We start from the raw sequence: 25,045 nt of genomic DNA on the forward strand, positions 1-25,045 counted from the left end.
TTTTAGCTGATAACGCAATGCATGGTTGAAATGTCAATAGACCCTAGTATCTTATACATTTTATTTAATTATTGATTAATTTTTACGAAAATTTAAGCCATCTGCTTCATATTCTTGTTGTTTTATCTTTAAATTAAAACTGAAAAAGTACTCTATTTAAACAGTCGTTTATCTTCATTAAATAGGTAAAAAGCTGATAAACTATAGCGTTTTATTATATTTCTATATTTTGTTGCTTTGAGAGTTACTATGTCACTGGAAGCCCTGACCACTGAAGCGCTTGCTGCCATTGCAGCGGCTCAAGACCTTGCTGCACTCGATCAAGTCCGTGTGCAATTTACAGGGAAAAAAAGCCAGCTTGCAGAGCAGTCGAAAGCACTTGGAAAAATGGATCCTGAAGAACGCAAAGTACAAGGTGCTGCGATTCATGCTGTTCGTGAAGCAATCAATACAGCTTTGACTGAGCGTCAACAAACATTACAACAAGCTGAGCTTGCAAAAAAATTGGCAAGTGAAACCATTGATATTACTTTACCTGGTCGCGGTCAGCGTATGGGAAGTATTCATCCTGTAACTCAGGTACAAGAGCGTATTTGCCAGTTCTTTACCAAAGCTGGTTTCCAAATTGCGTATGGTCCTGAAGTTGAAGATGATTATCATAACTTTGAAGCCTTAAACATTCCGGGTCATCATCCAGCTCGTGCTATGCATGACACCTTCTATTTTGATGCAACGCATTTGCTTCGTACCCATACCTCGGGTGTACAAATTCGTACCATGGAAACCAGTCAGCCGCCAATTCGCATCGTGTGTCCAGGTCGTGTATATCGTTGTGACTCGGATCAAACGCATTCGCCAATGTTCCATCAGATCGAAGGCTTATACGTTGCAGAAAATACCAGCTTTGCTGAATTAAAAGGTTTATTGATTAACCTGTTAAATGAATTCTTTGAAAAAGATTTGAAAGTACGTTTCCGTCCATCTTATTTCCCATTTACTGAGCCAAGCGCTGAAGTAGATATTATGGATGAGCGTGGTCGTTGGTTAGAAGTTTTAGGTTGTGGCATGGTGCACCCAAATGTACTGCGTGCTGCAGGGATTGATCCTGATAAATACAAAGGCTTTGCTTTTGGTTTAGGGGTAGAGCGTTTTGCAATGTTGCGTTATGGCATCAATGATTTGCGTATGTTCTACCAAAATGATGTGCGTTTTTTACGCCAGTTTGCCTAAACATTTTTTCAGGATTAAAGAAGGTTTATACAAATGAAAATTAGTGAAAATTGGTTACGCAGCTGGGTAAATCCAGCGATTGATAGCGATACATTGTCTGATCAATTGACCATGTTGGGTTTGGAAGTCGATGAGTTAGCACCTGTTGCAAAACCGTTTACTGGTGTGGTTATTGGTGAAGTCCTTACGGTTGAACAACATCCAGATGCAGATCGTTTACGTGTGACCACGATTAATATTGGTTCAGGTGACGCCTTACAGATTGTCTGTGGTGCGCCAAATGTTCGTGTGGGCATGAAAGCACCTGTTGCAACGATCGGTGCGGTATTGCCAGGCGATTTCAAAATTAAAAAAGGCAAGCTGCGTGGTGTGGAATCACAAGGCATGCTGTGTGGTGCCTCTGAAATTGATTTAGAAGACAAAATTGATGGTTTGTTGGAATTACCGGCTGATGCACCAGTGGGTATGAATATTCGTGAATATTTAAAGCTTGATGACAATGTCATTGATATTAGTATCACACCCAACCGTGGTGACTGCTTTAGTATTCGTGGTATTGCCCGTGAAATCGCGGTGATTAACCAGCTTGAAGTAAATGAACCAAAGATTCAGGCTGTTCCTGCATCAATTACTGATGAGAAAGCAGTAACGATTAGCACTGAAGGTACACCACGTTATTTAGGGCGTATTATCAAAAATGTGAATGTCAAAGCGGCAACTCCTGAGTGGATGGAGCAAGCTCTTGCACGTTCAGGTATTCGTACCCATAGCATTTTGGTGGATATTACTAACTATGTGTTGCTTGAATTGGGTCAACCCATGCATGCCTTTGACTTGGCAAAAATTGAAGGTTCGATTCAAGTCCGCCAAGCGCAGTCACAAGAAAAGTTGACGTTACTCAATGATCAAGAAGTTGAATTGCAAGATGACATGATGGTCATTGCAGATGATCAAAAAGTTTTAGCGATTGCGGGAATTATGGGGGGGCTAGATTCATCGGTAACTGATGATACCCAAGACATCTTCCTTGAAAGTGCATTCTTTGCACCTTTAGCGATTGCAGGTCGTGCGCGTCGTTTTGGTTTACATACGGATTCATCACAACGTTATGAACGCGGTGTGGATTTTGAATTGCCAATGATTGCTATGCACCGTGCTTCTGAGCTTATTCAAGCCTTTGCTGGTGGTGAGTTTGGTCCAGTGACTGTTGCTGAACAGGCAGAACTGCTTCCAAAGCGCGAAGCAATTGTATTGAAGCAAGCACAAGTTGATCAATTACTCGGTTATGCTGTGGCTGGTGATTTTATTGCCGATGCTTTGACGCGTTTGGGCTGTGTGGTTGAAAGTAAAGCTGAAGGTGAGTGGCGTGTTGTTCCACCATCGCATCGCTATGATATGGCAATCTATCAAGATTTAATTGAAGAAGTTGCCCGTATTCACGGTTATGACAATATTCAAATCAGTTTGCCAAAAATTGATGTAAAACTGGAAAAGTACCAAGACCGTTTTGAAATTGCACAATTACGTCAAACTGCGGTGACATTGGGCTATCAAGAAGCAATTAGCTTTAGCTTTGCCGATGCAAAACTTGAGAAGCAATTAAATCCAGATGTACAGCCACTGATGCTTGCCAATCCTATTTCAAGTGATTTGGCTGCAATGCGTAGTACTTTGTTGTCTAGCTTAATTCCGTGTGTACAGTACAACTTAAACCGTCAACAGCAGCGTGTACGTTTCTTTGAGTTGGGCCTACGTTTTGATTATCAGGATGCGCAAAATATTCATGATCTAAAACAGATCCCAACTTTAGCATTGATTGCGGTTGGTGCTCGTGTACCAGAATCGTGGCATGCAAAACCTCAATCAATGGATTTCTTTGATTTCAAAGGTGAGATTGAAGAGATTTTAGCTGCTGGTCGTATTGGTGCTGACTTTGTTCGTACAGAGCGTGCATGGTTGCATCCTGGCCAATCGGCAGAAATTTTGGTGGATGGACAATCGATTGGTTATTTAGGTCGTCTACATCCATCATTGGAAAATGAACTCGATTTGGGTATAACTTGGGTCGCAGAGCTGGATCAACAGGCAGTTTTGCAATCTTATGTATCTAATTTTACAGAATTATCACGTTTTCCATCGGTTAGACGTGATATTGCGCTTTTAATCTCTGATAATATTGAGGTAAGAGATATTCAGCGGTTAATTGAGCAGACTGGTGGTGAGTTACTCGACTCAGCATGGTTGTTCGATGTGTATACGGGCCAAGGGGTTGAACAAGGCAAGCGCTCTTTAGCTTTTGCAGTGTTATGGCAACATCCAACTCGTACGCTTGAAGATGCTGAAATTAAATCTGGTATGGATAACATTATTCAAGTGTTGGAAGACACTTACCAAGCGACATTGAGGGCCTCATGACAGCATTAACAAAAGCAGATATGGCGGACCATTTAAGTGAGCTTACTAGCTTAAATCGCCGCGAAGCAAAACAAATGGTCGAGTTATTTTTTGACGAAATTAGCCAAGCATTAATTGCTGGCGAACAAGTCAAACTTTCTGGCTTCGGTAATTTCGAGTTACGTGATAAGCGTGAACGTCCAGGACGTAATCCAAAGACAGGTGAGGAAATTCCAATTTCTGCACGTCGAGTGGTCACGTTCAGAGCGGGTCAGAAATTTAGACAGCGCGTTGGGAATGAGCAGATCGATTGATCTGCTTTTTTTATGCCAATCTTTTATTTATAGAAATGTTAGGCATAAAAAAAGAGAACCGTAAGGTTCTCTTTTTTTCGATAATCTAAAACTAGATTATTGAGCAGCAGAAGCTTCAGCAGGAGCAGCTTCAGTAGCAGCAACGTCAGAAGCAGCAGCAGCAACGTCAGAAGCAGCAGCTTCAGTAGTAGCAACAGCTTCAGAAGCAGCAGCATCAACAGCTTCTACAGCTTCAGAAGCAGCTTCTACAGCTTCAGATGCAGCAGCAGTAGCGTCAGTAGCTGGCGCTTCTTCTTTCTTAGAGCAACCAACGAAAGCTAAAGTAGTAGCAATAGCAGCAACAACAGCGAATTTTTTGAATAACATGGCATCACTCTCATAAAATTGTGAGATTAAAAAAAACCTGAGCTAGTCTGTTTGTGCTTTTATTATTCCTAAACGCTTTAGGTAACAACGCAGGGAGCAGCCTAACTGGTCTGTAGCTATCCTATCAAAGCAATTCATGAATTACTACTGTTCTGTCCAACAAAACGACAAAAATGGGCAGAATTTGGCTATTTTTTGATAGAAAATAACTATGAGTTATATGATTTGAATCGGTAAATTGAAAAAAAATAATATCAATTTTAAAATATAAACTTATAAATCAATAGATTGGTTATTTTCATGATTTTTAGAAGAATGTGTAAATATTCTGTAAGCGTGTCAACCAAATAAAAAAAGCTACCATTAAGGTAGCTTTTTCTTTGGACTTTAAGTCGATGCCTTTCGTTTCATTTGATCGAAGAAGTCATCATTGGTTTTGGTTTCTTTCATACGATCTAATAAGAATTCCATCGCCGCAAGCTCATCCATCGGATGTAATAACTTGCGTAGAATCCAAACTTTACGAAGATTCTCTTCGCTCATGAGGCGTTCTTCACGACGAGTACCAGATTTTTTGATATTCATTGCAGGGAATACACGTTTCTCTGCAATACGACGATCAAGGGTAATTTCTTGGTTACCTGTACCTTTAAACTCTTCATAGATCACATCATCCATTTTACTGCCAGTTTCAATCAAAGCAGTAGAAATAATGGTGAGTGAACCACCTTCTTCAATATTACGTGCAGCACCGAAGAAACGTTTTGGACGTTCTAGAGCATGTGCGTCTACACCACCAGTCAATACCTTGCCTGATGAAGGCACTACAGTGTTGTAAGCACGTGCAAGACGGGTAATCGAGTCAAGGAGAATCACAACATCTTTTTTGTGTTCAACTAGACGTTTCGCTTTCTCGATCACCATTTCAGCAACTTGAACGTGACGGGCAGGTGCTTCATCAAATGTAGATGCAATCACTTCACCACGAACAGTACGTTCCATTTCGGTGACTTCTTCAGGACGTTCGTCAATTAGAAGTACAATTAAGAAAACTTCTGGATTATTACGGACAATCGATTGCGCAATGGTTTGTAATAACATTGTTTTACCCGCTTTTGGCGGCGCAACAATAATAGAACGTTGACCTTTACCAATTGGCGCGACAAGATCGACAACACGAGAGGTTAAGTCTTCTGTTGTACCGTTACCCAATTCCATCACCAACTGTTCAGTTGGGAATAATGGGGTAAGGTTTTCAAATAGAATTTTATTACGTGAGTTTTCAGGCGTATCGTAGTTAATTTGGTTTACTTTTAATAAAGCAAAATAACGTTCACCTTCTTTCGGTGGACGAATTGTGCCAGTAATCGTATCACCGGTACGTAAATTAAAGCGGCGAATTTGTGATGGGCTGACATAAATGTCATCTGGTCCTGCTAGATATGAGCCAGCAGCAGAGCGTAAGAAGCCAAAACCATCAGAAAGAATTTCGAGAACACCATCACCAAAGATTTCTTCGCCGTTCATGGCGTGGCGTTTTAAAATGGCAAAAATAATATCTTGTTTACGGTTACGTGCCATGCCTTCAAGGCCCATAAACTCCGCAATTTTAATGAGTTCGCCAATGGGTTTTTTCTTGAGTTCAGTTAAGTTCATAAGTGGTCAGACAGAATGGAATAAGTGGAGGACTACGTTAGGGAAAGAATAAAAAATCGACCGCATACATACATGCTGAGGTAATTGTATTTACACAACCACGATTCAGTAGTCTGGTTCATTGTTTCAGAGAGAAATGTGAAAACAATTGTTATTGCCGAGCGGCGATCTTATGTTTTGTCTTGTAAGAAGCGCAATGAAGTAGATTCCATTCAAAGCTTCTTGATCCAGAAATATAGAGGAAATCAAGTAAATTGTCAATTTTTACTAAGAAATACGCGATTCAATCAATCGCGTATTTCTTGTATTGACCGTGTGACAATCGAATTAGATGTTTTGGTCAATGAATGCTGCAAGTTTTGAACGCGGCGCTGCGCCAACTTGTTGAGCAACAACTTCGCCATTTTTAAACATCAATAATGCTGGGATATTACGAATGTTATATTTTACAGCAGTATCTTCACATGCAGTCACGTCAACTTTAACGATTTTTACTTTTCCTGCATATTCAGTTGATAGATCTTCAAGAACAGGTGCAATTGCTTTACAAGGTGCACACCAGCCAGCCCAGAAATCAACAAGTACAGGAGTTTCAGCATCTAAAACATCTGCTTGGAAGTTTGCATCAGTTGTATTAACAATAGTCGCAGACATGAGGTTGCTCCAAATTTAAGAAATAAAGTGCGAATTTAATCATCATCACGATGAATATTACATTGCTACTTTACTCAATGTAAGGGTTTGTTCTGATTATTCAAGTTTGAAACCGAAAAGTCTAATGGATGCTCACGATGTTGATCATCGACTTCTACAATCATTTATTAAGTAAAAGCGCAAATACAGTACTTTTATTGCTTAAAATGACTTTAAAATTGTAAGCATGTGAATTACTCTAATGCGTGAATTGAGCATGGGTTTATATGAATAATGTCTGATTTTCTGATTGATGAAGAATTACTTGCTGCGATTGATATGGGATCGAATAGTTTCCATCTGGCAATCGCTCGTGTTGATCACGGTGAAGTTAAGAAAGTTGCTTCAATGTCAGAAAAAGTACAGTTAGCAGCTGGGCTTGATGAAAATAAGAATTTAACCGAAGCTGCGCAACAGCGTGGACTGGCATGTTTAGCCCGTTTTGTTGGGCGTTTGAGCTCAGTACAACCGAATCGTTTACGTATCGTGGCAACCAATGCGTTAAGACAAGCAAAAAATGGTCACGAATTTATCCAAAAAGCAGCCGAAATTTTACCGAAACCGATTGAAATTATTGCGGGTCGTGAAGAAGCACGTCTGATTTATCTGGGCGTTTCACATACCATGGCCAATGGTGGTCGACGTTTAGTCGTGGATATTGGTGGTGGTTCAACCGAGTTTATCATCGGTGAGGAATTTGAGCCGCTGCATACCGAATCCTTACAAATGGGCTGTGTGGCCTATAGTAAAACCTATTTCCCTGATGGTGAAATTACCAGCAAAGCATTTGATAAAGCCGTGGTTGCTGCACGCAAAGAAATGTCCGCCATAGCCAATACTTATAAATCTGTGGGTTGGGATACTGTCGTCGGATCAAGCGGAACCATTAAAGCCTGCCGTCAGATCGCGGTTAATCTCGGTTTAAGTGATGAGCAAGAAAACTTGACCCGTGATGGTTTATATAAATTAAAAGATCGTTTGCTCAAATTTAAACATATTTCTGAAATTGATTTTGAAGGTCTACGTGAAGACCGTCGAGCAGTTTTGCCAGCCGGCCTTGCGATTTTGTATGCCATTTTTGAAGTCTTAGATATCGACAAATTGGCATATTCTGACGGTGCATTACGTGAAGGCGTGATGTATGACTTGCTCGGTCGTTTTAAGCATGAAGATATTCGTGACCGCAGTGTGCAAGCACTTATGGGACGTTATAACGCAGATCCCAAACAAGCTGAACGGGTGGTCAATACGGCACAAGAGTTGTTTGATGGTGTTGCCGATGCGTTAAATTTAACGACTGAAGACAGTGACTTACTACGTCGTGCAGCTTATCTGCATGAAATCGGTTTAGCGATTAGCCATGGTGGTTATCACCGTCATGGGGCATATTTATTGCAACATTCGGATATTCCGGGTTTCTCACAAATTGATCAAAATCATCTTTCACACTTGGTTTCACACCATCGTCGTAAGTTACGTGCAGATGCAAAAAATGACGTTTTAAAGGTCGGTGGTAGTCATTTAATCTACCTTTGCTTATTACTTCGTCTTGCAGTTTTACTGAACCATAGTCGTAGTGATCAGATGCTTCCTGCCATTGAACTGAGTGTTGTAAATGATCAACAATGGCAACTCAGCGTTTCTGGCGATGCTAAACAATGGCCTTTATTGGTTGCAGACCTGCATGATGAGCAGGTGCAATTTAAGCACTGGGACATTGAGTTAAATATTCAGTCAGACAAATTTGTTGATTAACCATATTATTATGGACCATTCTTGACTTATGAAAAATAAAGCGACTCAGTCCAAGGCTTGGGCTACGGTTCAAATTGCACGACACCCTGAGCGTCCGCAATTTCTAGATTATGTCAGTGAAATTTTTACTGAATTTGATGCACTTCACGGCGACCGTTTATTTGGTGATGATGGTGCCATGATCGGTGGTTTGGCACGTTTTGACGGACAACCTGTGATGGTGGTTGGTCAACATCGTGGTCGCAGCACACGTGAAAAACTACAGCATAACTTTGGGATGTGTAATCCAGAAGGATATCGTAAATCACAACGTTTACTCGATATGGCTGAGCGTTTTAATTTACCTGTGTTTACCTTCGTCGATACCATGGGTGCATATCCTGGTGTAGGGGCTGAAGAACGTGGTCAAGCAGAAGCGATTGCAACCAGCTTGGCACAACTTTCAAGTTTAAAAGTGCCTGTGATTGCGACGATTCTTGGTGAAGGCGGTTCAGGTGGTGCTCTCGGTATTGGTGTAGCCGATCGTGTGATTATGCTGTCACACAGTATTTATTCGGTGATTTCACCTGAAGGTTGTGCGTCTATTCTATGGAAAACCGCAGATAAAGCAGCACAAGCGAGTGAAGCACTTTCTTTAACTGCAGATAAACTTCAAGCTTTAGGCATTGTTGAATATGTTGTGGATGAAGGTGATGGTGCACACTTGCAGCCTGAAAAAGTCATGCATGATTTGAAAGATGTGTTAAAACAAGCTTTAGATGAATTGCAACCGATGGATGCACAAGAACGATGCGACGCACGTTATCAACGTTTAATGAAGTTTGGCAGCAGCAATTTAGGCATCGCGTCTTAGCACAAACACAGCATTTTTCTGAACAAACTCAATTCTTGATTGGGTGTAGCGGCGGCATGGATTCCATGCTGTTGCTGTTTCTAATGTCTGAACTTTTTCCGACTCAAACCCGTGCGATTTATGTTGATCATCAACTACAAGCAATGAGTGCCGAATGGGGTCGTGTTGTAAAGCAGCAGTCAGATGCCTTAAATATCCCGTGTATTATCCAGCAAGTAGACGTTGCGACAGGCAATTTGGAACAGCAAGCGCGTCAAGCGCGTTATCAAGCCTATCAACAGCATTTACAATCCAATGAAATTTTAGTTTTGGCCCATCATCAGCAGGATCAGGCTGAGACGCTATTATTACGCTTGTTTTCTGGAGCAGGCGTGCATGGATTAGCTGCGATGCAGCAACTTGATATTCGTCAAGACATGACCATTTGGCGACCATTTTTAGATGTGAGTCGCGAGCAAATTGAACAATGGTCGCAGCAACTTGGTTTTGCCTATGTGACAGACCCAACTAATCATGATACGCACTACGATCGGGCGTGGTGTCGAGAAGAATTATGGGATGTCTTACAAAAACGCTTCCCCAAAATGCAGGCAGCTGTAGCACGGACTAGTTCTTTGATGCAGGATGCTGCGGAAATACTGGATGACGTGTTGCAGACGGATTGGCAACACTGTGCGACCGATCGTGTACTTGATCTGATCAAGTTGCAGCAACTCTCGGCTGCACGGCAACGTCAATTGTTATCGACTTGGATGAAGGGGGTGGATCAATATCGACCAAGTTATGATATGGTGCAGCGATTGCAGCATGAGGTCATTCTTGCAAAGCCAGATGCGCAGGCAACTTTACATATCAATCAACATTATTTCGTTCGCTATCAGAAAACGTTATATCGTTTAACCCACGATGAGCTGTACGCAGAAAAATTATTTTCCTTTCCTGATACGTTGTCACAACAGTTTGATATAGGTGAAACCATCAATGTTGCGGCTGGACAATTTAAGATTAAAACTCAAAAAATTGGTCTTTCATCTCGGCTTTTAGGGCGAGAGTTAAGGTTGCTTAAACGACAGGGGGGTGAAAAAATTCATCTTTATGGTCGTGTTGGACATTGGCCTCTGAAAAAAGCCATCCAAGAGCTACAGATTTTGCCTTGGTTACGTCATACAATTCAAATATTAGTCGTAGATAATGTTATGCTTGGGGTTTTTAGCCCAAAGGGTTTTTGGTTGGCGCAATCTGATTATTTAGAGCAGGGCGGTTGGCAACCAAGTTTAATTTCTGACTGTAATGACGTTTTTCAGCAGTCTTTTTCGTATGATGAGTAGGACATGGCGACAACATTGAACCAAAATATTTGTTTTATTGGCGGCGGTAACATGGCACAGGCCTTGATTGGTGGGTTGCTATCTCGTGGTTTACCCACAACGCGCATTACAGTTTCTGATCCTGTAGAACAAATTCGTCACATCTTAGAAGAAAAAAATATTCAAACCACAACAGACAATGTGGACGCAATTAAAAATGCGGACGTTGTGGTATTGGCGGTCAAACCCCAAGTTTTGGCAACGGTATTACAACCATTAAAAGGTTTATTGTCAGATAAACTCGTGATCTCAATTATTGCGGGTGCTGAAATTCAAACGATTTCAGATTTAATTGGTGGTAGTCAACGTATTGTTCGTGTCATGCCGAATACGCCAGCATTGGTACAAACAGGTGCACATGGCATTTATGCATCTGAAGCGGTAAATGCTCAAGATCGTGAGTTAACCAGTCAAATTTTAGCGGCGACAGGTTTAACCATTTGGGTGGAAACTGAAGCTCAAATTGATGCAGTAACCGCAGTCTCTGGTTCTGGCCCAGCATACTTCTTCTATTTAATGGAAAGTATGATTCGTGCTGGCAAAAACTTGGGACTCGATGAAAAAGTGGCGACGGCATTGACCTTGCAAACAGCTTTGGGTGCGGCACAAATGGCGATTACCAGCTCAAATTCTCCAGCAGAATTACGTAAAAATGTGACCTCTCCAAATGGTACAACGCAAGCAGCTTTAGAGGTGTTTGATCGTGCGCAGATTTCACAAAATATTCAAGCAGCGCTTGCAGCAGCTCAGAAGCGTAGCCAAGAGCTAGCGCAAGAGTTGAGTGACAAGACTAAATCGGTTTAAGTAGGATAAGACAATTATGGGTGCAAGTTCTGCGCTAATTTTTGGTGTTTTGATCAATGTTGCAATTTTATTGGTCTTTTTCCGTTTTTTAATGCAATTGGCAGCAGTCAGTCCATACAATCCTGTGGTGCTTTCAACCGTGAAAGCCACCAAGATTGTGGATGTGTTTAGCCGCATTTTCCCGACGATTGGTAAAGGCCGTGTCAATTTAGCGGCAGTTGCTTTGTTGGTGGTGCTGTATTTATTGAAAATGTTTGGTCTGATGTATTTGTCTGGGCAGATGCCACATAGTGCGGTATATCTGGTGATCACGACATTTGTGACCATGATTCAGGATTTGATTCGTTTCTGTCGTTACTTGATTTTTGCAACGATCATTTTAAGTTGGGTGGTGATGTTTACGCAGACACGCTCACCTTATATTGAAGTGATTCAAGAATTGGCTGAACCATTGCTTGCACCATTCCGCCGTTTATTACCGAATATGGGGATGATCGACCTGTCTCCAATTTTGGCTTTCTTGGCTTTGTACGTCGCTGAGATTCTGATGAATGAAGCAGCTAAAGTGCTATTAACTGGTCTTTAAGCAAATCTGATTCAATAAAAAATGGGCGTTATGCCCATTTTTTATTTCTTGATCAAACGTTGCCGTATGGCTCGATTTAATGGATTGGAGAAATAGCGTGCAATGAAAGCACCTAACCCAATCGCAAGGACAAAATAGACCAATAATAAGACCAGTTTAATGTTGCCTTCTGTGACTGCTGGCGTATAAAACAGTTTAAAAAAACCTAAAATAATCAGGTGGAATAAATAAATTTCATAACTGTTCTTGCCAATCTCTTGTAACCACTTAAACCGCTGTGTCTGCGTCGTAGTGTGTTCATTTGCCGCATTCGCAACAATCACGATCGCTGTCGCAAGTGCAAACAGGCTAACGCCCCAAATACAGTTTTGTTTAATCGGTGCAGAAAAATAGATGATGAACATGGTCGCAATGGCAAGGTATTTCAACCCTAACCAGGTTTGGGCTTGCAGTTTCAGTTGCGGTGCGATCAGCGCTGCAATACAGCCAAAGGCAATTCCATCAAAACTAGAGAAGTAATGGTAGAGGTACGCACCACTTTCCTCACCATAATGTAAATATCTAAAATAGGGTGCAAATAGAATTATGGCAACACAGATAAATAGAAAGTAGGGCTTCTTCTTAAATAGCAGTGCTGTTAGTGGGAATAGTAGATAAAACACTTCTTCCACAGATAAAGACCATAACACGCCAAGCGCATAGTTGACCCAACCATTTTCAATAATCAGGATGTTCATCCAAAAGGTCAATGCTGCTAGGTTAACTGTTGACTGAGCGACAACAATGCCGTTTGGGGCCTGAGTCATAAAAGGTTTAAGCTCAAATGCACCGAAGAGATTGACCAGACAGATCAGCAGAATCAAGGTCGGTATGATGCGAGCGAATCGTGAAATATAAAAGTCGCGCGTATTGATCTGATGTAATGCACCCCAGCGTTTGATGGTATGTGAGGTGATGAGATAGCCCGAGATCACAAAGAACATGGTGACACCATAATTACCATTGCGGGCTAAAAGTGTGGTGATGTTTTCACCCAAAACCTGAAAATTGATCGAGGTGTCAAACAGCTTATAAGGGATATTGAAGTGATGCAGTAAAACCAAAAAGATTGAAATACAGCGTAATGAATCAATAGAGTGAAAGCGCTTAAATTGGACTTGATTAAAGGACATATTGCATTCCTTTCTCCTATACGAATTAATTTTTATCAGATATTCTTTATTTTCAGTTTTCTTGTAGCGCAGGGGAGTTTATCCCCTGTCTGCAAGAAACATTTTGTTTTTCGGGTATGTAGATGGCTTAGTGGGCAGCATCCCAGTTTGGACCTTGTCCAACTTCAACCACAAACGGCACTGAAATTTCCAATACCGATTGCATCACTTCAGCAATTTGCTTGGACAGTTCATCCGCAATCGCAGCATCCGCTTCAAACACAAGTTCATCGTGCACTTGTAATAATAGCTTAGCTTGATCTTTAGGTAGCATTTTATCGACTGCAATCATGGCAAGTTTAATAATATCAGCCGCACTGCCTTGTAGTGGCGCATTGATTGCCGCACGTTCAGCAGCTTGTTTGATCATTTTATTGCTTGCCATAATGTCTGGCGTATATAGACGACGGCCTAAAATGGTTTCAACAAAGCCTTGTTCACGCGCAATCTGACGCGTACGTTCCATATAATCTAATACGCCCGGATATCGTTGGAAGTAACGTGCGATATAGCTACGTGACTCTTCACGGCTAAAGCCAAGCTGACGGGTGAGACCAAATTCAGACATACCATAGAGCAGACCAAAGTTAACTGCTTTGGCTTGGCGGCGTTGGTCATTAGTGACATCTTCAATGGCAATGCCAAGCACTTCAGATGCGGTACGGCGATGCACGTCCTGACCTTGTTGGAAGGCATGGACTAATGCATCATCTTGAGAGAAATGTGCCATCAAACGCAGTTCGATTTGCGAATAATCGGCAGCGAGTAACACACGACCCTCAGGTGCAATAAAAGCTTTACGAATTTGACGCCCAATCGGAGTACGAATTGGAATGTTTTGCAGGTTTGGATCAGTTGAAGACAAACGGCCTGTTGCAGTTAAGGCTTGATGATAGCTGGTATGTACACGATGGGTTGTGTCATGTGATTGTTCAATCAGGCGATCGGTGTAGGTATTTTTGAGTTTTGCCAAGCCACGATGTTCCAAAATGACTTCAGCCAATGGATGTTCGATTTTCTCTAAAATACTTTCACTGGTACTGTATTGACCTGTTGCAGTTTTCTTACCACCTTTTAGTCCTAGCTTTTCAAACAGGACTTCACCGACTTGCTTTGGTGAGGCAACATTAAAGGCTTCACCTGCCAGTTCTGCTGCTTGAGCTTCGAGCGTTTGAATGGTTTCTGAAAACTCGACACTGAGTTGATCGAGGAATTGATGGTCGAGTTTAATGCCATCTTCTTCCATTCCCGTGAGGACACGAGCAACAGGCATTTCAATATTATGTAGAATATTGACCAGTTCTGGATGGGCTTTCAGTTTTGCTGCGAGTACTTCATATAAACGATAGGTAACATGCGCATCTTCGGCGGCATAATGCGCTGCGACTTCAAGCTCAATCTGATTAAAGGTTTTTTGCTTTGCGCCTTTACCTGCGATTTGTTCAAACGTCGTGGTCAAATGGCTGAGATAAAGACGAGCAACATCATCCATACCATGTCGCGTTGCCGCGGCATTCAATACATATGAAGCAAGCATGGTATCGAAATACCAACCTTGAATGGTGATACCATGATTGGCAAAGATATGCGCATCATATTTTAAATGATGACCAATTTTCTTGACTTGTTCATTTTCAAGGATCGGTTTGATCTGAGCCAGAACCAGTTCACGATTCAGTTGTTCAGGGGCACCTTCATAATCATGTGCCACAGGAACGTAATAGGCATCTTTGGCATCAAACGCGACCGAGAAACCGACCAGTTCGGCAAAGCGATAATCCAGATTAGTCGTTTCAGTATCAATCGCAAAATGATTGGCTTGCTGCATACGCTGCAATAAGGCATCCCAATCTTGTTGGCTCAATACCGTATGATAAGTCGCATTACCGAGTTGATCATCTTGACTTGATAGATTGGCATGATCTTCAGCCACCACGGGTTCTGCTTTTAGTTCAGCTTTGGCAATACTTTGCGAGGTTTGTTGATAAGCAGAACTATTGGGATTGTTGGGATGGTCTAAGGATTGTAATTGGTTACGAAATTCTAATTCAGTATAGAGCTCACGGAGTTGATCCACATTAGGATTGGCGAGTTTGAGGTCATGCCAATCTAAGGCAAGATCAAGATCACAGACAATGCTGGCAAGTTGATGGTCAACTTTGATGTTGTCTACATTATCTTTAATATTCTGGCTGAGTTTGCCTTTAAGCTGATCAGCATTGGCAATAATATTGTTTAATGTGCCGTATTCATTCAGCAGCTTTGCCGCTGTTTTTGCGCCAACACCCGGAACGCCCATGATACCGTCAGATGCATCACCCATTAGGGTAAGATAATCAATAATTTGATGTGGATGTACCCCGAACTTTTCAAACACACCGGCTTCATCTAAAACACGTTCTTTAAAACTGTCTTCCAGTTTGACATGTTCATTGACCAACTGCGCCATGTCTTTGTCGCCCGTCGAGATGAGGACATGATGACCTTCTGCCAAGGCACGTTTAGTTAGCGTACCAATAATGTCATCCGCTTCCGCACCTGCGAGAAAATACAGAGGAATGCCTTGCGCTTTGATCAACGCATGTAAATAAGGAATCTGTTGAGATAATTCCTCAGGCATGCTTGGACGGTCGCCTTTGTAGATTGGCGATAATTTATGACGGAAAGTCGGCTCTGGCGTATCAAAAATCACAGCCATATGCGTCGGTTGAGTGCGGCGCATCAGTTTTTGGATCGCTGATATTGCACCTCGAATGGCATTGGTATGTAAGCCAGTCGACGTGGTTAATGGGGGTAAGGCGTGAAAAGCACGAAATAAGAAATAAGACCCGTCTACCAAGACAAAAGGTGGCATTGCGCAAATCCTAATTATAAATTACTCGGTATTTTACGTGAAAAAGTGGTGGCTGTCTTATCTGAACTGGACGGAGAGCGGCTGCTTATGTCGTTTAAAATTTGCAGTATTTTGTATGTAACAATACCTGCCTATCTAGTGATCAAGTAAGATAGCCGCAATGAAGCTGTCATAATTGATATAAGTCTATGTATAAAAAAGACAAACAGGGACTCATCGTTGTATTAATTGCCTTGGCTGTATTGCTTGCGGCTGCAATTGTATTGAAGTGGCAAGGGACAATTGTTGCTGCTGGGATTGGATTGACCGTTGTTATTGTGCACGTTCTGTCTGAAATTCATCAGCGTTTGCTGCAACTAGAGCAAGCTGCACCGAGCTATTCTGCATTAGGGGCTGGTATTGGCGTACAAAAAATTGTGATATATGCCGCGGCACTCGTCGCCTTATTTGCCTATGCCAATACTTGGATCTGGCTCGCAGGTGGCGCTTTATTGGTATTGTTGTTGTGTTTGATCCAAACCATCAGTGCTTTTCAAACCCGATTGCTGCATTTAGAGCAGGTTGCAACACAATCACTCAATCCAGATATTTTAATTCAGCCACAACAACAGACGCCAAATATTGCTCAATCTGCTGAATGGGATGAAACGACAGCTTCAAACTCTGCAATTGTGGAACAGCAGCAGCCAGCTTGGATGCAGGCTCGACCTGAATCAGTTCAAAGTCCAATACTTCAGAACGCTACTTCCGCTGTTCATTCTTCTGAATCCAAACAACCTGCTTGGTGGCAGCCAGCATTGGATTGGATGATACATGGCAATCCAATTTTACGTGTCGCCGTCGCGGTACTTATGGTTGGGGTGGTGTTGTTATTGCGTTTTGCTAGTGAACATTGGCAACTCAGTCTAGGCGTGAAATTGAGTTTTATTGCCAGTGCAGGCGTGATCATTACGGTTACAGGTTATGTGCTGCAAAAGAAAAATCAGCTATTTGCAGTGGCCTTACAAGGTGTCGGTTTAGCGGTGGTTTTTTTAACCCTGATCTTCTCGCATCATTTCGCCGTTATTGCCAGCTTAAGTACCGCCAGTATTTTATTTGTGATGCTATTACTGGCGACAGTCTATCTGAGTCTAAAGCAACAAGCCTTGTATTTGGCGATGTTGGCTTTAACCATGGCTTATCTAGCGCCCTTGGTGATTCCACAAAATCATCCTGATGTGATTTTCTTATTTAGTTATTATTTTGTCATTAACTTAGCCGTGGCAGCGTTGAATTTTATTCAACCCTGGAAAATTCTGCATCAAATTGCCTTCTTTGCCACCATGTTCATCGGTGGTTCGACTATCGGGATTTATGCAAAAACTACACAGTTTGATACCTTGGATATGATCCTATGGTTGCATATTGCTTTATTTATCTGGCTCAGTATTCGTTATAGCCAATTGATGTTGCGAGCTCAGAATGAGCAGCAACAAACAGCTCAGACATCTGAGCGTTTACAACCTATTTTAGATGTAGGCCTAATTTTTAGTGTGCCTGTACTGGGCTTTTCGCTACATGCCTATTTAATGCATAACTCGACCTCAGCACTCACTTGGGGAGCGGTTGCACTCGCGATTGTCTATATCAGTTTAAATATTTGGATTAAACGCCAGCATCCACAATTATCAATTTTGGCAAAAAGTTTCTTTATTCTTGCCGTTGTGTTTGTTGCCTTGATTTTCCCATTGGCCAAAGGGGCACATTGGACCTCAACAGGTTGGGTGATTCAGGGAACTGCCTTGATTGTCTGGGGCGTTACTGAACGATATCGTTTAAGCCGTTATGTTGGCGTGGCACTGGTATTATTAAGTTCAGTGGCATTACTCTTCCAAGTTTGGTCAAATGATCATTTCCCAATTTTGAGTACCGCGATTTTTGCGCTTGCTCAATTTATTTCTGCTTTTTACTTATTGCATTATCAAGAGGTCGAGAAGTATTTCAGTGCACGCATGTTGAGTGGGGTTTTTCTGGCACTTGGGTTGTATTCAGGTGCGATTGCAGGAGCTGAGTTGATGCAATGGCAGCAGCATGGACTGAGTCCTTATCTCGCCGTTGCTACAATATTATTGGCATTGTTTAATCTGGCTGTGCATGTTAAATCACGTTTGCAGTGGGGCAATCTACAGCTGATTTTGGTGGCGGTGTTGTTATTCCTACTGTACGGGGAAACTTTTGCTGTAGAGGTTTACTCGACAGGACATTGGCCGAGCACCTTAAATCAGGTTGGCTTTGCTGTCGCTGCGAGCTTATTGTCCTTACTGCTGATCAGCTTGAATTTGAGCAAGTCTAGCGTCTATACGGTGATTTGGGCGACCTTGCTGTGGTTGAGTCTTGCCAGTATCGGTTTGGCCATTTTCCCAATCATGCCGATTGCAGCGCTTGCGTTGATCCCTGTGATGTATGCTGTTTGGTTATTACGATTGCATAAAACACAGTTATTACATCAATTACCTGTATGGGGCTTAAGCCTGTTCTGGTTATTGCTGATTAGTCTAGATCCGTATTCGGCTGAACAGTATTATGCTTTACCGCTATTCAATCCTACCGATCTTTTGTCTTTGTTGGTGTTTGCGGGATTGATCTGGATGATATATCAGCATGACTTTAGTGTAGAGCGATCAATGGAGTGGGGCTTTAAAGTCACCACCATTTTGATTGGCCTATTGGTGCTGAGTAGTGTGGTGGTACGTGCTATGCATCATTATCTGGGCACACCATTCTGGGGGACAGCAATCTGGTCGAATGGCGATGTACAACTCAGTTTGACACTATTGTGGGTGATTTTGGCCTTTATTCTGATGACCTTTTCCAGTCGCCGTCATATCCGACAAATCTGGTTTGTTGGTGCGGCCTTGTTAGCCATTGTGGTAGCGAAACTGTTGTTATTGGATCTATCACAAAGTGGCACTTTAACTCGTGTGATTTCATTTATTGGTTCTGGTGCGATCATGCTGGTGATTGCTTATCTAGCGCCGTTACCCCCTGCGATAGAAGAAAATCAGAAAGAGAGTTAACTCTCTTTCTGTTCTTTTTTGAGTTCTTTCTGATTGGCATATTGATCGACTTCGTCATTCTCTAAGGGGAGAGGTCGGTCAATCAGGCCCATCTTCGGTACAGGAATCTCAATCTCATTTTCCAAGAAGCCATTACGAATGCGTTCCTGCATTTCATCGCGTACTTTGAGTGAGTTTTCCTGACGACACCATACCGCGAATAGAAGCTCAATGGATGATTCTCTAAACGCCGTCACTGTGACCGTGGCTTTAGGGTCATCCATCACCAACGGATATTTGGCTGCCACGTCTAATAGAACATGTCGCACTTTAATAATGTCTTCGTGGAAGTTAATCGCCAAAGTGATTGGAATACGCCGTATCGGATATTTGGATAAGTTCATCACGGGGGTTCGGATCAGTTGTTCATTCGGCAAACGAATATAAACATTGTCCAGTGTGAGCAGTTTCACCGAGAGTAAATCAATTGAAATCACTTCACCTTCGATGGTTTGACCTCGAATTAAGGTAATTTGAATGGTATCACCGACTTCAAATGAGCCTTCACCAATCAAGAATAAACCACTGATCAAGTTGCTGGCAGAGGTTTGTGAGGCAAAACCTAAGGCAACGGTTAAGATCCCGGCTGCACCCAAAAACACACTGAGCTTAAAGCCTGCTTCTCTCAGGCTGGTCATAATGAACAGCAAGAAGATGAAATAAAAGATGCCTCGGCGCCATAACAGGCGTTGATGCGCATTAAAGCGGCTACCTACCGTGCGAATAAAGGCATTTGAAACCAAACGTGCAATCAGGAAGCCGATAAAACATAAAATAATGGCGACCACGATTTCACTGAGTCGCTCAAAGTTAATGTTGGTGAAAACACTGGTTAGGCTGCCGGCAACATCTTTGGGAATATTCGAATTTGGCATCGCGACCCCTTAAAAAAATGAATCAAACATATTGAATAAAGTACTGCCTGGTGCACGAGGGGGATGCACATAGGTGACTTCACCCGCTTGGGTTGGGGTCTTATTTTCAATACGAATACGCGCTGGATGATCAGTACCCTCATAATAGACTTTGATTTGTGAGGTCCATAAACGGCCTGTACTTTCGCTATAAAATAATGGCAGTGCAGGGACGGGTACATTCATGCGATCAAAACGCAGTTGATGGTGACTGGTGTTGTGGAATTCAATCGGGGTCACCGCACGGAAAGCACGCGGTTTGAGGAGATTCAAATCAATACGACCATCTACAGAGGTCGCGTAGCAAATCTCACCATTTTGTGGGTCTTTACCAAACCAAGTATCTTTCGGTTGAATCACGGGAATATCAAATAGAGGTTCAGAAAGACCGTCAACCAAACCCGCAATCCACAAGGGGGTACTGATATACAGGGTGCCACGCTGACCCGCAGGAATATAAATCGGGTCAACAGGTCGAATCACCACTGAGCGATCCGCCAACCGAGGCATCAAATGAAAGCTGCCATTGGTCTTGTGGAACATATAGCGTTCGATTTTTGCCGGAGGCGGCATGGCAAATTCAATATCATTCAATATTCGCCACTGCTGCTCATAGTCATACTGAAATTGAGGGCGATGATATTCCAAACGCCATTCTTTGATGCCGCGGGTGAGACGAAAGAGCAATGAACCGAATTGCCACGCTTTGGCCTGTTGAATTTCGAATTGTTGTTCGCCCCACCATTTCAGAGCGTCAGAATGGGGAGCTTGATATTGATTATTTTGAGACAAGATGCAAAATTCCTGTGTGAGTATGCTAAACAGACTTCACGCTGTAATCTGCTTAGAGTACACTCACTGCTTTCTTTTATCATTATTTGTGTGATGCAAATACTTAAACAAATACAAATTCCTTATAGTTTCGCTAAACGACATGGCGTTTTGTTACGTTATGAAGGCGATCAAGTTTTTATTGTACGACGCAAGGACACCGCGCGTATTGCTTTACAGGAAGCTCGTCGAATTTTGGGGAAAACAGCTCACGATCAATTGTGTACCGATCAAGAGTTTCATGCCTTACTGAGTTCTAGCTATGCAGGGGATACTGGCGAGTCGCAACAAGTTGCGGCAGGCCTAGAAGACCATCCAGATTTATTGAGTTTGGCGGATCAAGTACCTGAAGCTGAAGACTTGATGGATCAGGAGGATGATGCACCGATCGTGCGTCTAATCAATGCCTTACTGTCTGAAGCGATTCGTGTCAGTGCCTCTGATATTCATATCGAAGCTTTTGAGAAAAAGCTTTCTGTACGATTACGCGTCGATGGTCAACTACGTGAAATTGTCCAGCCACGCCGTGAATTAGCACCACTATTGGTGTCGCGTATCAAAGTCATGGCGAAACTGGATATTGCGGAAAAGCGTGTTCCACAAGATGGTCGTATTTCATTGCGTCTCGCAGGGCGTGAAGTGGATGTGCGTGTCTCAACTTTACCGTCTTCGCATGGCGAACGTGTGGTTATGCGTTTGCTGGACAAGCAAGCCGGACGCTTGAACATGACGCATTTAGGCTTGATGCAAAATGACTATGATCGTTTAACGCAACTTGTTCATCGACCACATGGCATTATCTTGGTGACAGGTCCAACGGGTTCAGGTAAAACCACCACCTTGTATGCAGCATTGTCAGATTTGAATGACCATACGCGTAATATTTTGACTGCCGAAGATCCGATTGAATATCAATTGGAAGGTATTGGCCAAACACAGGTCAATACCAAAGTGGATATGACCTTTGCGCGTGCGTTAAAAGCGATGTTGCGTCAAGATCCAGATGTGGTGATGGTCGGAGAGATTCGTGATTTGGAAACTGCGGAAATTGCAGTACAAGCCTCTTTAACGGGTCACTTGGTGTTATCCACACTGCATACTAATACGGCAATTGGTGCGGTAACGCGTCTTAAAGATATGGGAATTGAACCATTCTTACTTGCTAGTTCACTGATTGGGGTGATTGCGCAGCGTCTGGTTCGTACTTTATGTCCGCATTGTGTGACTTGGCGTAAGGCTGATGATTTCGAGCGACAAGTATTTCAGCATCTCAAAGTTGATGAACATATGGAATTGCCGGAACCACATGGTTGTGAAAAATGTTCACACGTTGGGTTTAGTGGGCGAACCGCAATTTATGAAATTGTACCAGTCGATGAATCGATGCGCCGTTTGATTCATGGCAATGCCGCTGAGTATGAATTGGAAAATTATGCACGTCGTCATGCTGCATCGATTCGTGATGATGGTTTACTTAAAGTATTGGCTGGAAAAACCACATTAGAAGAAGTACTTCGTGTCACCAATGAAGCTGCGGAAGAATAAATCGATTCACGAATAAAAAACAGCATGGTCTAACCATGCTGTTTTTGTTTGAGTATTCGGATTATGCAGTCGTCACGATATTGAAAGTAACGTCGATATTGTTACGTGTTGCATTTGAATAAGGGCAAACGATATGTGCAGCCGCAACCAATTGCTCTGCTTCTGCTTGTTCCATTCCAATTAAATACACATTCAAGGTCACTTCAATACCAAAACCATTTGGAATCGGACCAATGCCGACTTCACCTTCAACATAGGCATCTTTGCTAATTTTAAATTTATCGCGATTCGCTACAAACTTCATTGCACCTAAGAAACATGCAGAATAGCCAGCAGCAAACAATTGTTCTGGATTAGTGACTGCGCCACCTGCACCGCCCATTTCTTTTGGCACCCCTAATTGCACATCTAAAACACCGTCAGAGGACGTTGCACGACCATCACGACCACCTGTTGCTTTTGCTTTCGCACGATAAACCACTTTTTCTAAAGACATGATTATTATTCCTAAATAATATTGAATACAATTAAATCGTACACGATATAAATTAAAAAACAAGTTGCTGTTGTGTAAATTTTAAACTTATTTGTTTAGATGTGTGCGAAGTTCTGAAAGCTGATCTTTTAGTGCCAATAATGCTGTTGGTGAACAGGATGCGGCTTGAGCTAATTGATTTGGAATATCAATCGCTTGTAATTGTAAAGCTTGCCCTTGTGGGGTCAGGGTAATAATCACTTGTCGTTCATCTTTACTTGAGCGTTGACGAGTAATTAAATCAGCTGCTTCAAGTTTTTTTAGTAATGGCGTAAGTGTAGATGATTCTAGAAATAACCGCTCACCGATATCTGAAACTGTCAGTTGATCTTTTTCCCATAACACTAGCATCACCAGATATTGTGGATAGGTTAAGCCAAGTGGTGCGAGTAATTGGCGATAAACCTGATTCAATGCGAGATTGGTCGAATAAATCATAAAACATAACTGATTGTCTAATAACAGTTGCGGATGCTCTTCGCCCATGCAGCCCTCAAATAATAATTGAATAGATGCAGTATATCTTGGTCTAATCGATTACCTAAGTAGTTTCAGTATCAATTCAAATGAAAAAAGCACAAGCTGTAAAAACTTATGCTTTCTATCGCTTACTTAAATTGCCAATTACCAAAGCTCAGCAATTTTTTTCATCAATCTTGCTCGGTAGCGTGCGGTGGGGTTATTGAGATTATTCTGAGCTTCAAGTTCAAAATGTTGCTGCCATGCTTTGATCATTTCTAAGGTTGTGCCTTTTTGTTTAATGACCATAACGTCTTCACGTTGAATATTGTCTAATCTCTGCCTTGCACCTTCAGCACCTGTTCCCCAGCCAATGATCCATTGCCCAAAAGCATTCAGCGATAAGTTTTGTGGCGTAGACAAAACCCGAGATGATTGAGTTGATTCATCACCATCTACATCCACAGATGTCGCGTGAAGTTGTACAGCGGTCCCCAAAAAAAAGAAAATCACAATAAATCTAAACATGAATAAAGCTTAATAAGAATTAACGGATGATGTTACATCATAGCTAGACCAAAATTGGCTGACTTTGTTCTACTATGATCAATAATTTGTATTAAATCATGATTCTATAGATCAGGCATTTATAAAAGTTGATCATTGCAGTCAGATTGATCTTGTGTGCTTGTATTTTGTACAGCAGTGTGTTGAAAGTGGTGTAAAGATGAAGAGGGAGTTAATAGGCAATAATCTTACGATGCTGCATTAATGGCATTGCAAGACGAAGTTTGTTTTGTGTCTCAAGATCAAATTCACTAGTGATTAGGCCGTGTCCTTCAGTTTCAATGCTTTGCAGCAATTGGCCGCGGCTATCTGCAATACCTGCATGTCCCCAAGTTTGACGTTGTTCACCATGCCAACCTTGTTGTGCAGCACCTAAGACATAACACTGGCTGTCCATGGCGCGTGCTTGTAGCAATAATTGCCAATGGAGCTGGCCTGTCGTATAGGTAAATGCAGCTGGGGCAGTAAGAATGTCTGCACCTTGTTGACGTAAGCTTAAGGCAAGTTCAGGGAAGCGTAAGTCATAGCAAACCATCAGGCCGATATTGCCAAAAGGTGTTTTTGCGACAACCACTTGATCGCCAGGTTCAAAGAATTTGGATTCCTGATAACCGCCTACAGCATCACCGACTTGTACATCAAACAAGTGGATTTTGTCATAACGTGCTTCAGTTCCTTCAGGACTAATACATAAGCTGACCGTGCGAACACGACCATCTTGAATGACTGAGCCATCTGGACGGAAAGGGCATGGGAGTGTACCTGCAACAATCCAGATTTGATAACGATGTGCTAATTGTTCTAGACGTGCTTGAATTGCTTCGAATTGTGCTGCGGTTTCGCGTTGCTTACCCGCAGCAAAGCAAACAAAATTCTCGGGGAAAACAATCAGCTCAGCACCTTGAGCCTTACTTTGTTGAAGTAATGATTCGATGACATCGAAGTTTGCTTCAATGTCATTTTGAGAATTCATCTGTGCAACAGAAAGTAAGGTCATAGGGAGATCACGATACTGA

Annotated in this window: 21 protein-coding genes; 10 read left to right on the forward strand and 11 right to left on the reverse strand. The window is 42.2% G+C overall.

All coding sequences use genetic code 11. The annotated features are described in order from the left end of the window. Positions 1-249 precede the first annotated feature (249 nt). Genes pheS through F902_RS21470 form a run of 3 tightly spaced genes read left to right on the forward strand, consistent with a single transcriptional unit; the run spans position 250 to position 3,938 of the window. Positions 250-1,230 carry a phenylalanine--tRNA ligase subunit alpha gene (pheS, locus tag F902_RS21460; protein ID WP_005146537.1) on the forward strand — a complete coding sequence of 327 codons (981 nt, stop codon included), beginning with the start codon at positions 250-252 and terminating at the stop codon, positions 1,228-1,230. A gap of 33 nt (positions 1,231-1,263) precedes the next feature. Continuing rightward, entirely contained in the window at positions 1,264-3,645 is a 2,382-nt protein-coding gene (gene pheT / locus F902_RS21465) for a phenylalanine--tRNA ligase subunit beta (RefSeq protein WP_005207084.1), read from the forward strand. Then, positions 3,642-3,938 (forward strand): integration host factor subunit alpha, encoded by a 297-nt coding sequence (locus F902_RS21470; RefSeq protein WP_000126166.1) that lies wholly within the window; start codon positions 3,642-3,644, stop codon positions 3,936-3,938. The genes pheT and F902_RS21470 overlap by 4 nt, the downstream gene beginning before the upstream one ends. A 96-nt stretch (positions 3,939-4,034) precedes the next feature. Here F902_RS21470 and F902_RS21475 read toward each other — a convergent pair whose 3' ends face one another. The 3 genes from F902_RS21475 to trxA all read right to left on the reverse strand — a co-directional run bounded on the left by F902_RS21475 (position 4,035) and on the right by trxA (position 6,614). Continuing rightward, a complete protein-coding gene (locus F902_RS21475) occupies positions 4,035-4,304 on the reverse strand; it encodes a hypothetical protein (RefSeq protein ID WP_005207085.1) in 270 nt (89 codons plus the stop codon). Between the two features lie 387 nt (positions 4,305-4,691). Continuing rightward, the gene (gene rho, locus F902_RS21480; RefSeq protein ID WP_004804496.1) at positions 4,692-5,960 is read right to left on the reverse strand and encodes a transcription termination factor Rho; all 1,269 of its coding nucleotides are present in this window, start codon (positions 5,958-5,960) and stop codon (positions 4,692-4,694) included. A 327-nt stretch (positions 5,961-6,287) separates the two neighbouring features. Further along, a complete protein-coding gene (gene trxA, locus F902_RS21485) occupies positions 6,288-6,614 on the reverse strand; it encodes a thioredoxin (protein WP_004804498.1) in 327 nt (108 codons plus the stop codon). A 273-nt stretch (positions 6,615-6,887) separates the two neighbouring features. Here trxA and ppx point away from each other — a divergent pair, with 273 nt between their 5' ends. Genes ppx through F902_RS21510 form a run of 5 tightly spaced genes read left to right on the forward strand, consistent with a single transcriptional unit; the run spans position 6,888 to position 12,018 of the window. Continuing rightward, on the forward strand, positions 6,888-8,408 hold the full coding sequence (gene ppx / locus F902_RS21490) for an exopolyphosphatase (RefSeq protein ID WP_004804500.1): 1,521 nt from the start codon (positions 6,888-6,890) through the stop codon (positions 8,406-8,408). A gap of 28 nt (positions 8,409-8,436) precedes the next feature. Beyond that, positions 8,437-9,261, forward strand: a complete 825-nt coding sequence (locus tag F902_RS21495; protein WP_005146510.1) for an acetyl-CoA carboxylase carboxyltransferase subunit alpha — start codon at positions 8,437-8,439, stop codon at positions 9,259-9,261. Continuing rightward, a complete protein-coding gene (gene tilS, locus F902_RS21500) occupies positions 9,198-10,589 on the forward strand; it encodes a tRNA lysidine(34) synthetase TilS (protein WP_081400804.1) in 1,392 nt (463 codons plus the stop codon). Before F902_RS21495 ends, tilS begins: the two co-directional genes overlap by 64 nt. A 3-nt stretch (positions 10,590-10,592) precedes the next feature. Then, entirely contained in the window at positions 10,593-11,432 is an 840-nt protein-coding gene (gene proC, locus F902_RS21505) for a pyrroline-5-carboxylate reductase (protein WP_005207087.1), read from the forward strand. A 16-nt stretch (positions 11,433-11,448) separates the two neighbouring features. After that, positions 11,449-12,018 (forward strand): YggT family protein, encoded by a 570-nt coding sequence (locus F902_RS21510; protein ID WP_004804504.1) that lies wholly within the window; start codon positions 11,449-11,451, stop codon positions 12,016-12,018. A gap of 41 nt (positions 12,019-12,059) precedes the next feature. Here the strand turns inward: F902_RS21510 and F902_RS21515 are convergent, their stop codons facing one another. Both F902_RS21515 and polA read right to left on the reverse strand, forming a co-directional pair. Then, positions 12,060-13,190 carry an acyltransferase family protein gene (locus F902_RS21515; RefSeq protein ID WP_005207088.1) on the reverse strand — a complete coding sequence of 377 codons (1,131 nt, stop codon included), beginning with the start codon at positions 13,188-13,190 and terminating at the stop codon, positions 12,060-12,062. Between the two features lie 127 nt (positions 13,191-13,317). Further along, entirely contained in the window at positions 13,318-16,083 is a 2,766-nt protein-coding gene (gene polA / locus F902_RS21520) for a DNA polymerase I (RefSeq protein WP_005207089.1), read from the reverse strand. A gap of 188 nt (positions 16,084-16,271) precedes the next feature. Between polA and F902_RS21525 the strand changes: the two genes are divergently transcribed. Next, positions 16,272-19,139, forward strand: a complete 2,868-nt coding sequence (locus tag F902_RS21525) for a DUF2339 domain-containing protein (RefSeq protein WP_005207091.1) — start codon at positions 16,272-16,274, stop codon at positions 19,137-19,139. Here F902_RS21525 and F902_RS21530 read toward each other — a convergent pair. Both F902_RS21530 and F902_RS21535 read right to left on the reverse strand, forming a co-directional pair. Further along, complete coding sequence (locus F902_RS21530; RefSeq protein ID WP_004804508.1) at positions 19,136-20,053, reverse strand: mechanosensitive ion channel family protein; 918 nt, start codon at positions 20,051-20,053, stop codon at positions 19,136-19,138. The two genes, F902_RS21525 and F902_RS21530, sit on opposite strands and share 4 nt — an antisense overlap. A 9-nt stretch (positions 20,054-20,062) precedes the next feature. Continuing rightward, positions 20,063-20,884: a hypothetical protein gene (locus tag F902_RS21535; RefSeq protein WP_005207093.1), complete on the reverse strand. Its 822-nt coding sequence runs from the start codon at positions 20,882-20,884 to the stop codon at positions 20,063-20,065. Between the two features lie 93 nt (positions 20,885-20,977). Between F902_RS21535 and gspE the strand changes: the two genes are divergently transcribed. After that, complete coding sequence (gspE, locus tag F902_RS21540) at positions 20,978-22,468, forward strand: type II secretion system ATPase GspE (protein WP_005207094.1); 1,491 nt, start codon at positions 20,978-20,980, stop codon at positions 22,466-22,468. A gap of 61 nt (positions 22,469-22,529) precedes the next feature. Here gspE and F902_RS21545 read toward each other — a convergent pair whose 3' ends face one another. The 4 genes from F902_RS21545 to F902_RS21560 form a co-directional block, all read right to left on the reverse strand. Continuing rightward, positions 22,530-22,964, reverse strand: a complete 435-nt coding sequence (locus tag F902_RS21545) for an organic hydroperoxide resistance protein (RefSeq protein WP_005207095.1) — start codon at positions 22,962-22,964, stop codon at positions 22,530-22,532. A gap of 87 nt (positions 22,965-23,051) precedes the next feature. Next, positions 23,052-23,489: a MarR family winged helix-turn-helix transcriptional regulator gene (locus F902_RS21550; protein WP_005207096.1), complete on the reverse strand. Its 438-nt coding sequence runs from the start codon at positions 23,487-23,489 to the stop codon at positions 23,052-23,054. A gap of 138 nt (positions 23,490-23,627) precedes the next feature. Continuing rightward, complete coding sequence (locus tag F902_RS21555) at positions 23,628-23,990, reverse strand: DUF4951 domain-containing protein (RefSeq protein ID WP_005207097.1); 363 nt, start codon at positions 23,988-23,990, stop codon at positions 23,628-23,630. Positions 23,991-24,201: 211 nt separating this feature from the next. Then, a complete protein-coding gene (locus tag F902_RS21560) occupies positions 24,202-25,026 on the reverse strand; it encodes a carbon-nitrogen hydrolase family protein (protein WP_005207098.1) in 825 nt (274 codons plus the stop codon). Positions 25,027-25,045 lie beyond the last annotated feature (19 nt).

The sequence above is a fragment of the Acinetobacter higginsii genome, assembly GCF_000369525.1.
GTDB lineage: Bacteria > Pseudomonadota > Gammaproteobacteria > Pseudomonadales > Moraxellaceae > Acinetobacter > Acinetobacter higginsii.

What these genes read in the sequence shown, in the direction of transcription:
- pheS (WP_005146537.1), top strand. Translation starts at nt 250, where the DNA reads ATGTCACTGGAAGCCCTGACCACTGAAGCGCTTGCTGCCATTGCAGCG.
- pheT (WP_005207084.1), top strand. Translation starts at nt 1,264, where the DNA reads ATGAAAATTAGTGAAAATTGGTTACGCAGCTGGGTAAATCCAGCGATT.
- F902_RS21470 (WP_000126166.1), top strand. Translation starts at nt 3,642, where the DNA reads ATGACAGCATTAACAAAAGCAGATATGGCGGACCATTTAAGTGAGCTT.
- F902_RS21475 (WP_005207085.1), bottom strand. Translation starts at nt 4,304, where the DNA reads ATGTTATTCAAAAAATTCGCTGTTGTTGCTGCTATTGCTACTACTTTA.
- rho (WP_004804496.1), bottom strand. Translation starts at nt 5,960, where the DNA reads ATGAACTTAACTGAACTCAAGAAAAAACCCATTGGCGAACTCATTAAA.
- trxA (WP_004804498.1), bottom strand. Translation starts at nt 6,614, where the DNA reads ATGTCTGCGACTATTGTTAATACAACTGATGCAAACTTCCAAGCAGAT.
- ppx (WP_004804500.1), top strand. Translation starts at nt 6,888, where the DNA reads ATGTCTGATTTTCTGATTGATGAAGAATTACTTGCTGCGATTGATATG.
- F902_RS21495 (WP_005146510.1), top strand. Translation starts at nt 8,437, where the DNA reads ATGAAAAATAAAGCGACTCAGTCCAAGGCTTGGGCTACGGTTCAAATT.
- tilS (WP_081400804.1), top strand. Translation starts at nt 9,198, where the DNA reads ATGCGACGCACGTTATCAACGTTTAATGAAGTTTGGCAGCAGCAATTT.
- proC (WP_005207087.1), top strand. Translation starts at nt 10,593, where the DNA reads ATGGCGACAACATTGAACCAAAATATTTGTTTTATTGGCGGCGGTAAC.
- F902_RS21510 (WP_004804504.1), top strand. Translation starts at nt 11,449, where the DNA reads ATGGGTGCAAGTTCTGCGCTAATTTTTGGTGTTTTGATCAATGTTGCA.
- F902_RS21515 (WP_005207088.1), bottom strand. Translation starts at nt 13,190, where the DNA reads ATGTCCTTTAATCAAGTCCAATTTAAGCGCTTTCACTCTATTGATTCA.
- polA (WP_005207089.1), bottom strand. Translation starts at nt 16,083, where the DNA reads ATGCCACCTTTTGTCTTGGTAGACGGGTCTTATTTCTTATTTCGTGCT.
- F902_RS21525 (WP_005207091.1), top strand. Translation starts at nt 16,272, where the DNA reads ATGTATAAAAAAGACAAACAGGGACTCATCGTTGTATTAATTGCCTTG.
- F902_RS21530 (WP_004804508.1), bottom strand. Translation starts at nt 20,053, where the DNA reads ATGCCAAATTCGAATATTCCCAAAGATGTTGCCGGCAGCCTAACCAGT.
- gspE (WP_005207094.1), top strand. Translation starts at nt 20,978, where the DNA reads ATGCAAATACTTAAACAAATACAAATTCCTTATAGTTTCGCTAAACGA.
- F902_RS21545 (WP_005207095.1), bottom strand. Translation starts at nt 22,964, where the DNA reads ATGTCTTTAGAAAAAGTGGTTTATCGTGCGAAAGCAAAAGCAACAGGT.
- F902_RS21550 (WP_005207096.1), bottom strand. Translation starts at nt 23,489, where the DNA reads ATGGGCGAAGAGCATCCGCAACTGTTATTAGACAATCAGTTATGTTTT.
- F902_RS21555 (WP_005207097.1), bottom strand. Translation starts at nt 23,990, where the DNA reads ATGTTTAGATTTATTGTGATTTTCTTTTTTTTGGGGACCGCTGTACAA.
- F902_RS21560 (WP_005207098.1), bottom strand. Translation starts at nt 25,026, where the DNA reads ATGACCTTACTTTCTGTTGCACAGATGAATTCTCAAAATGACATTGAA.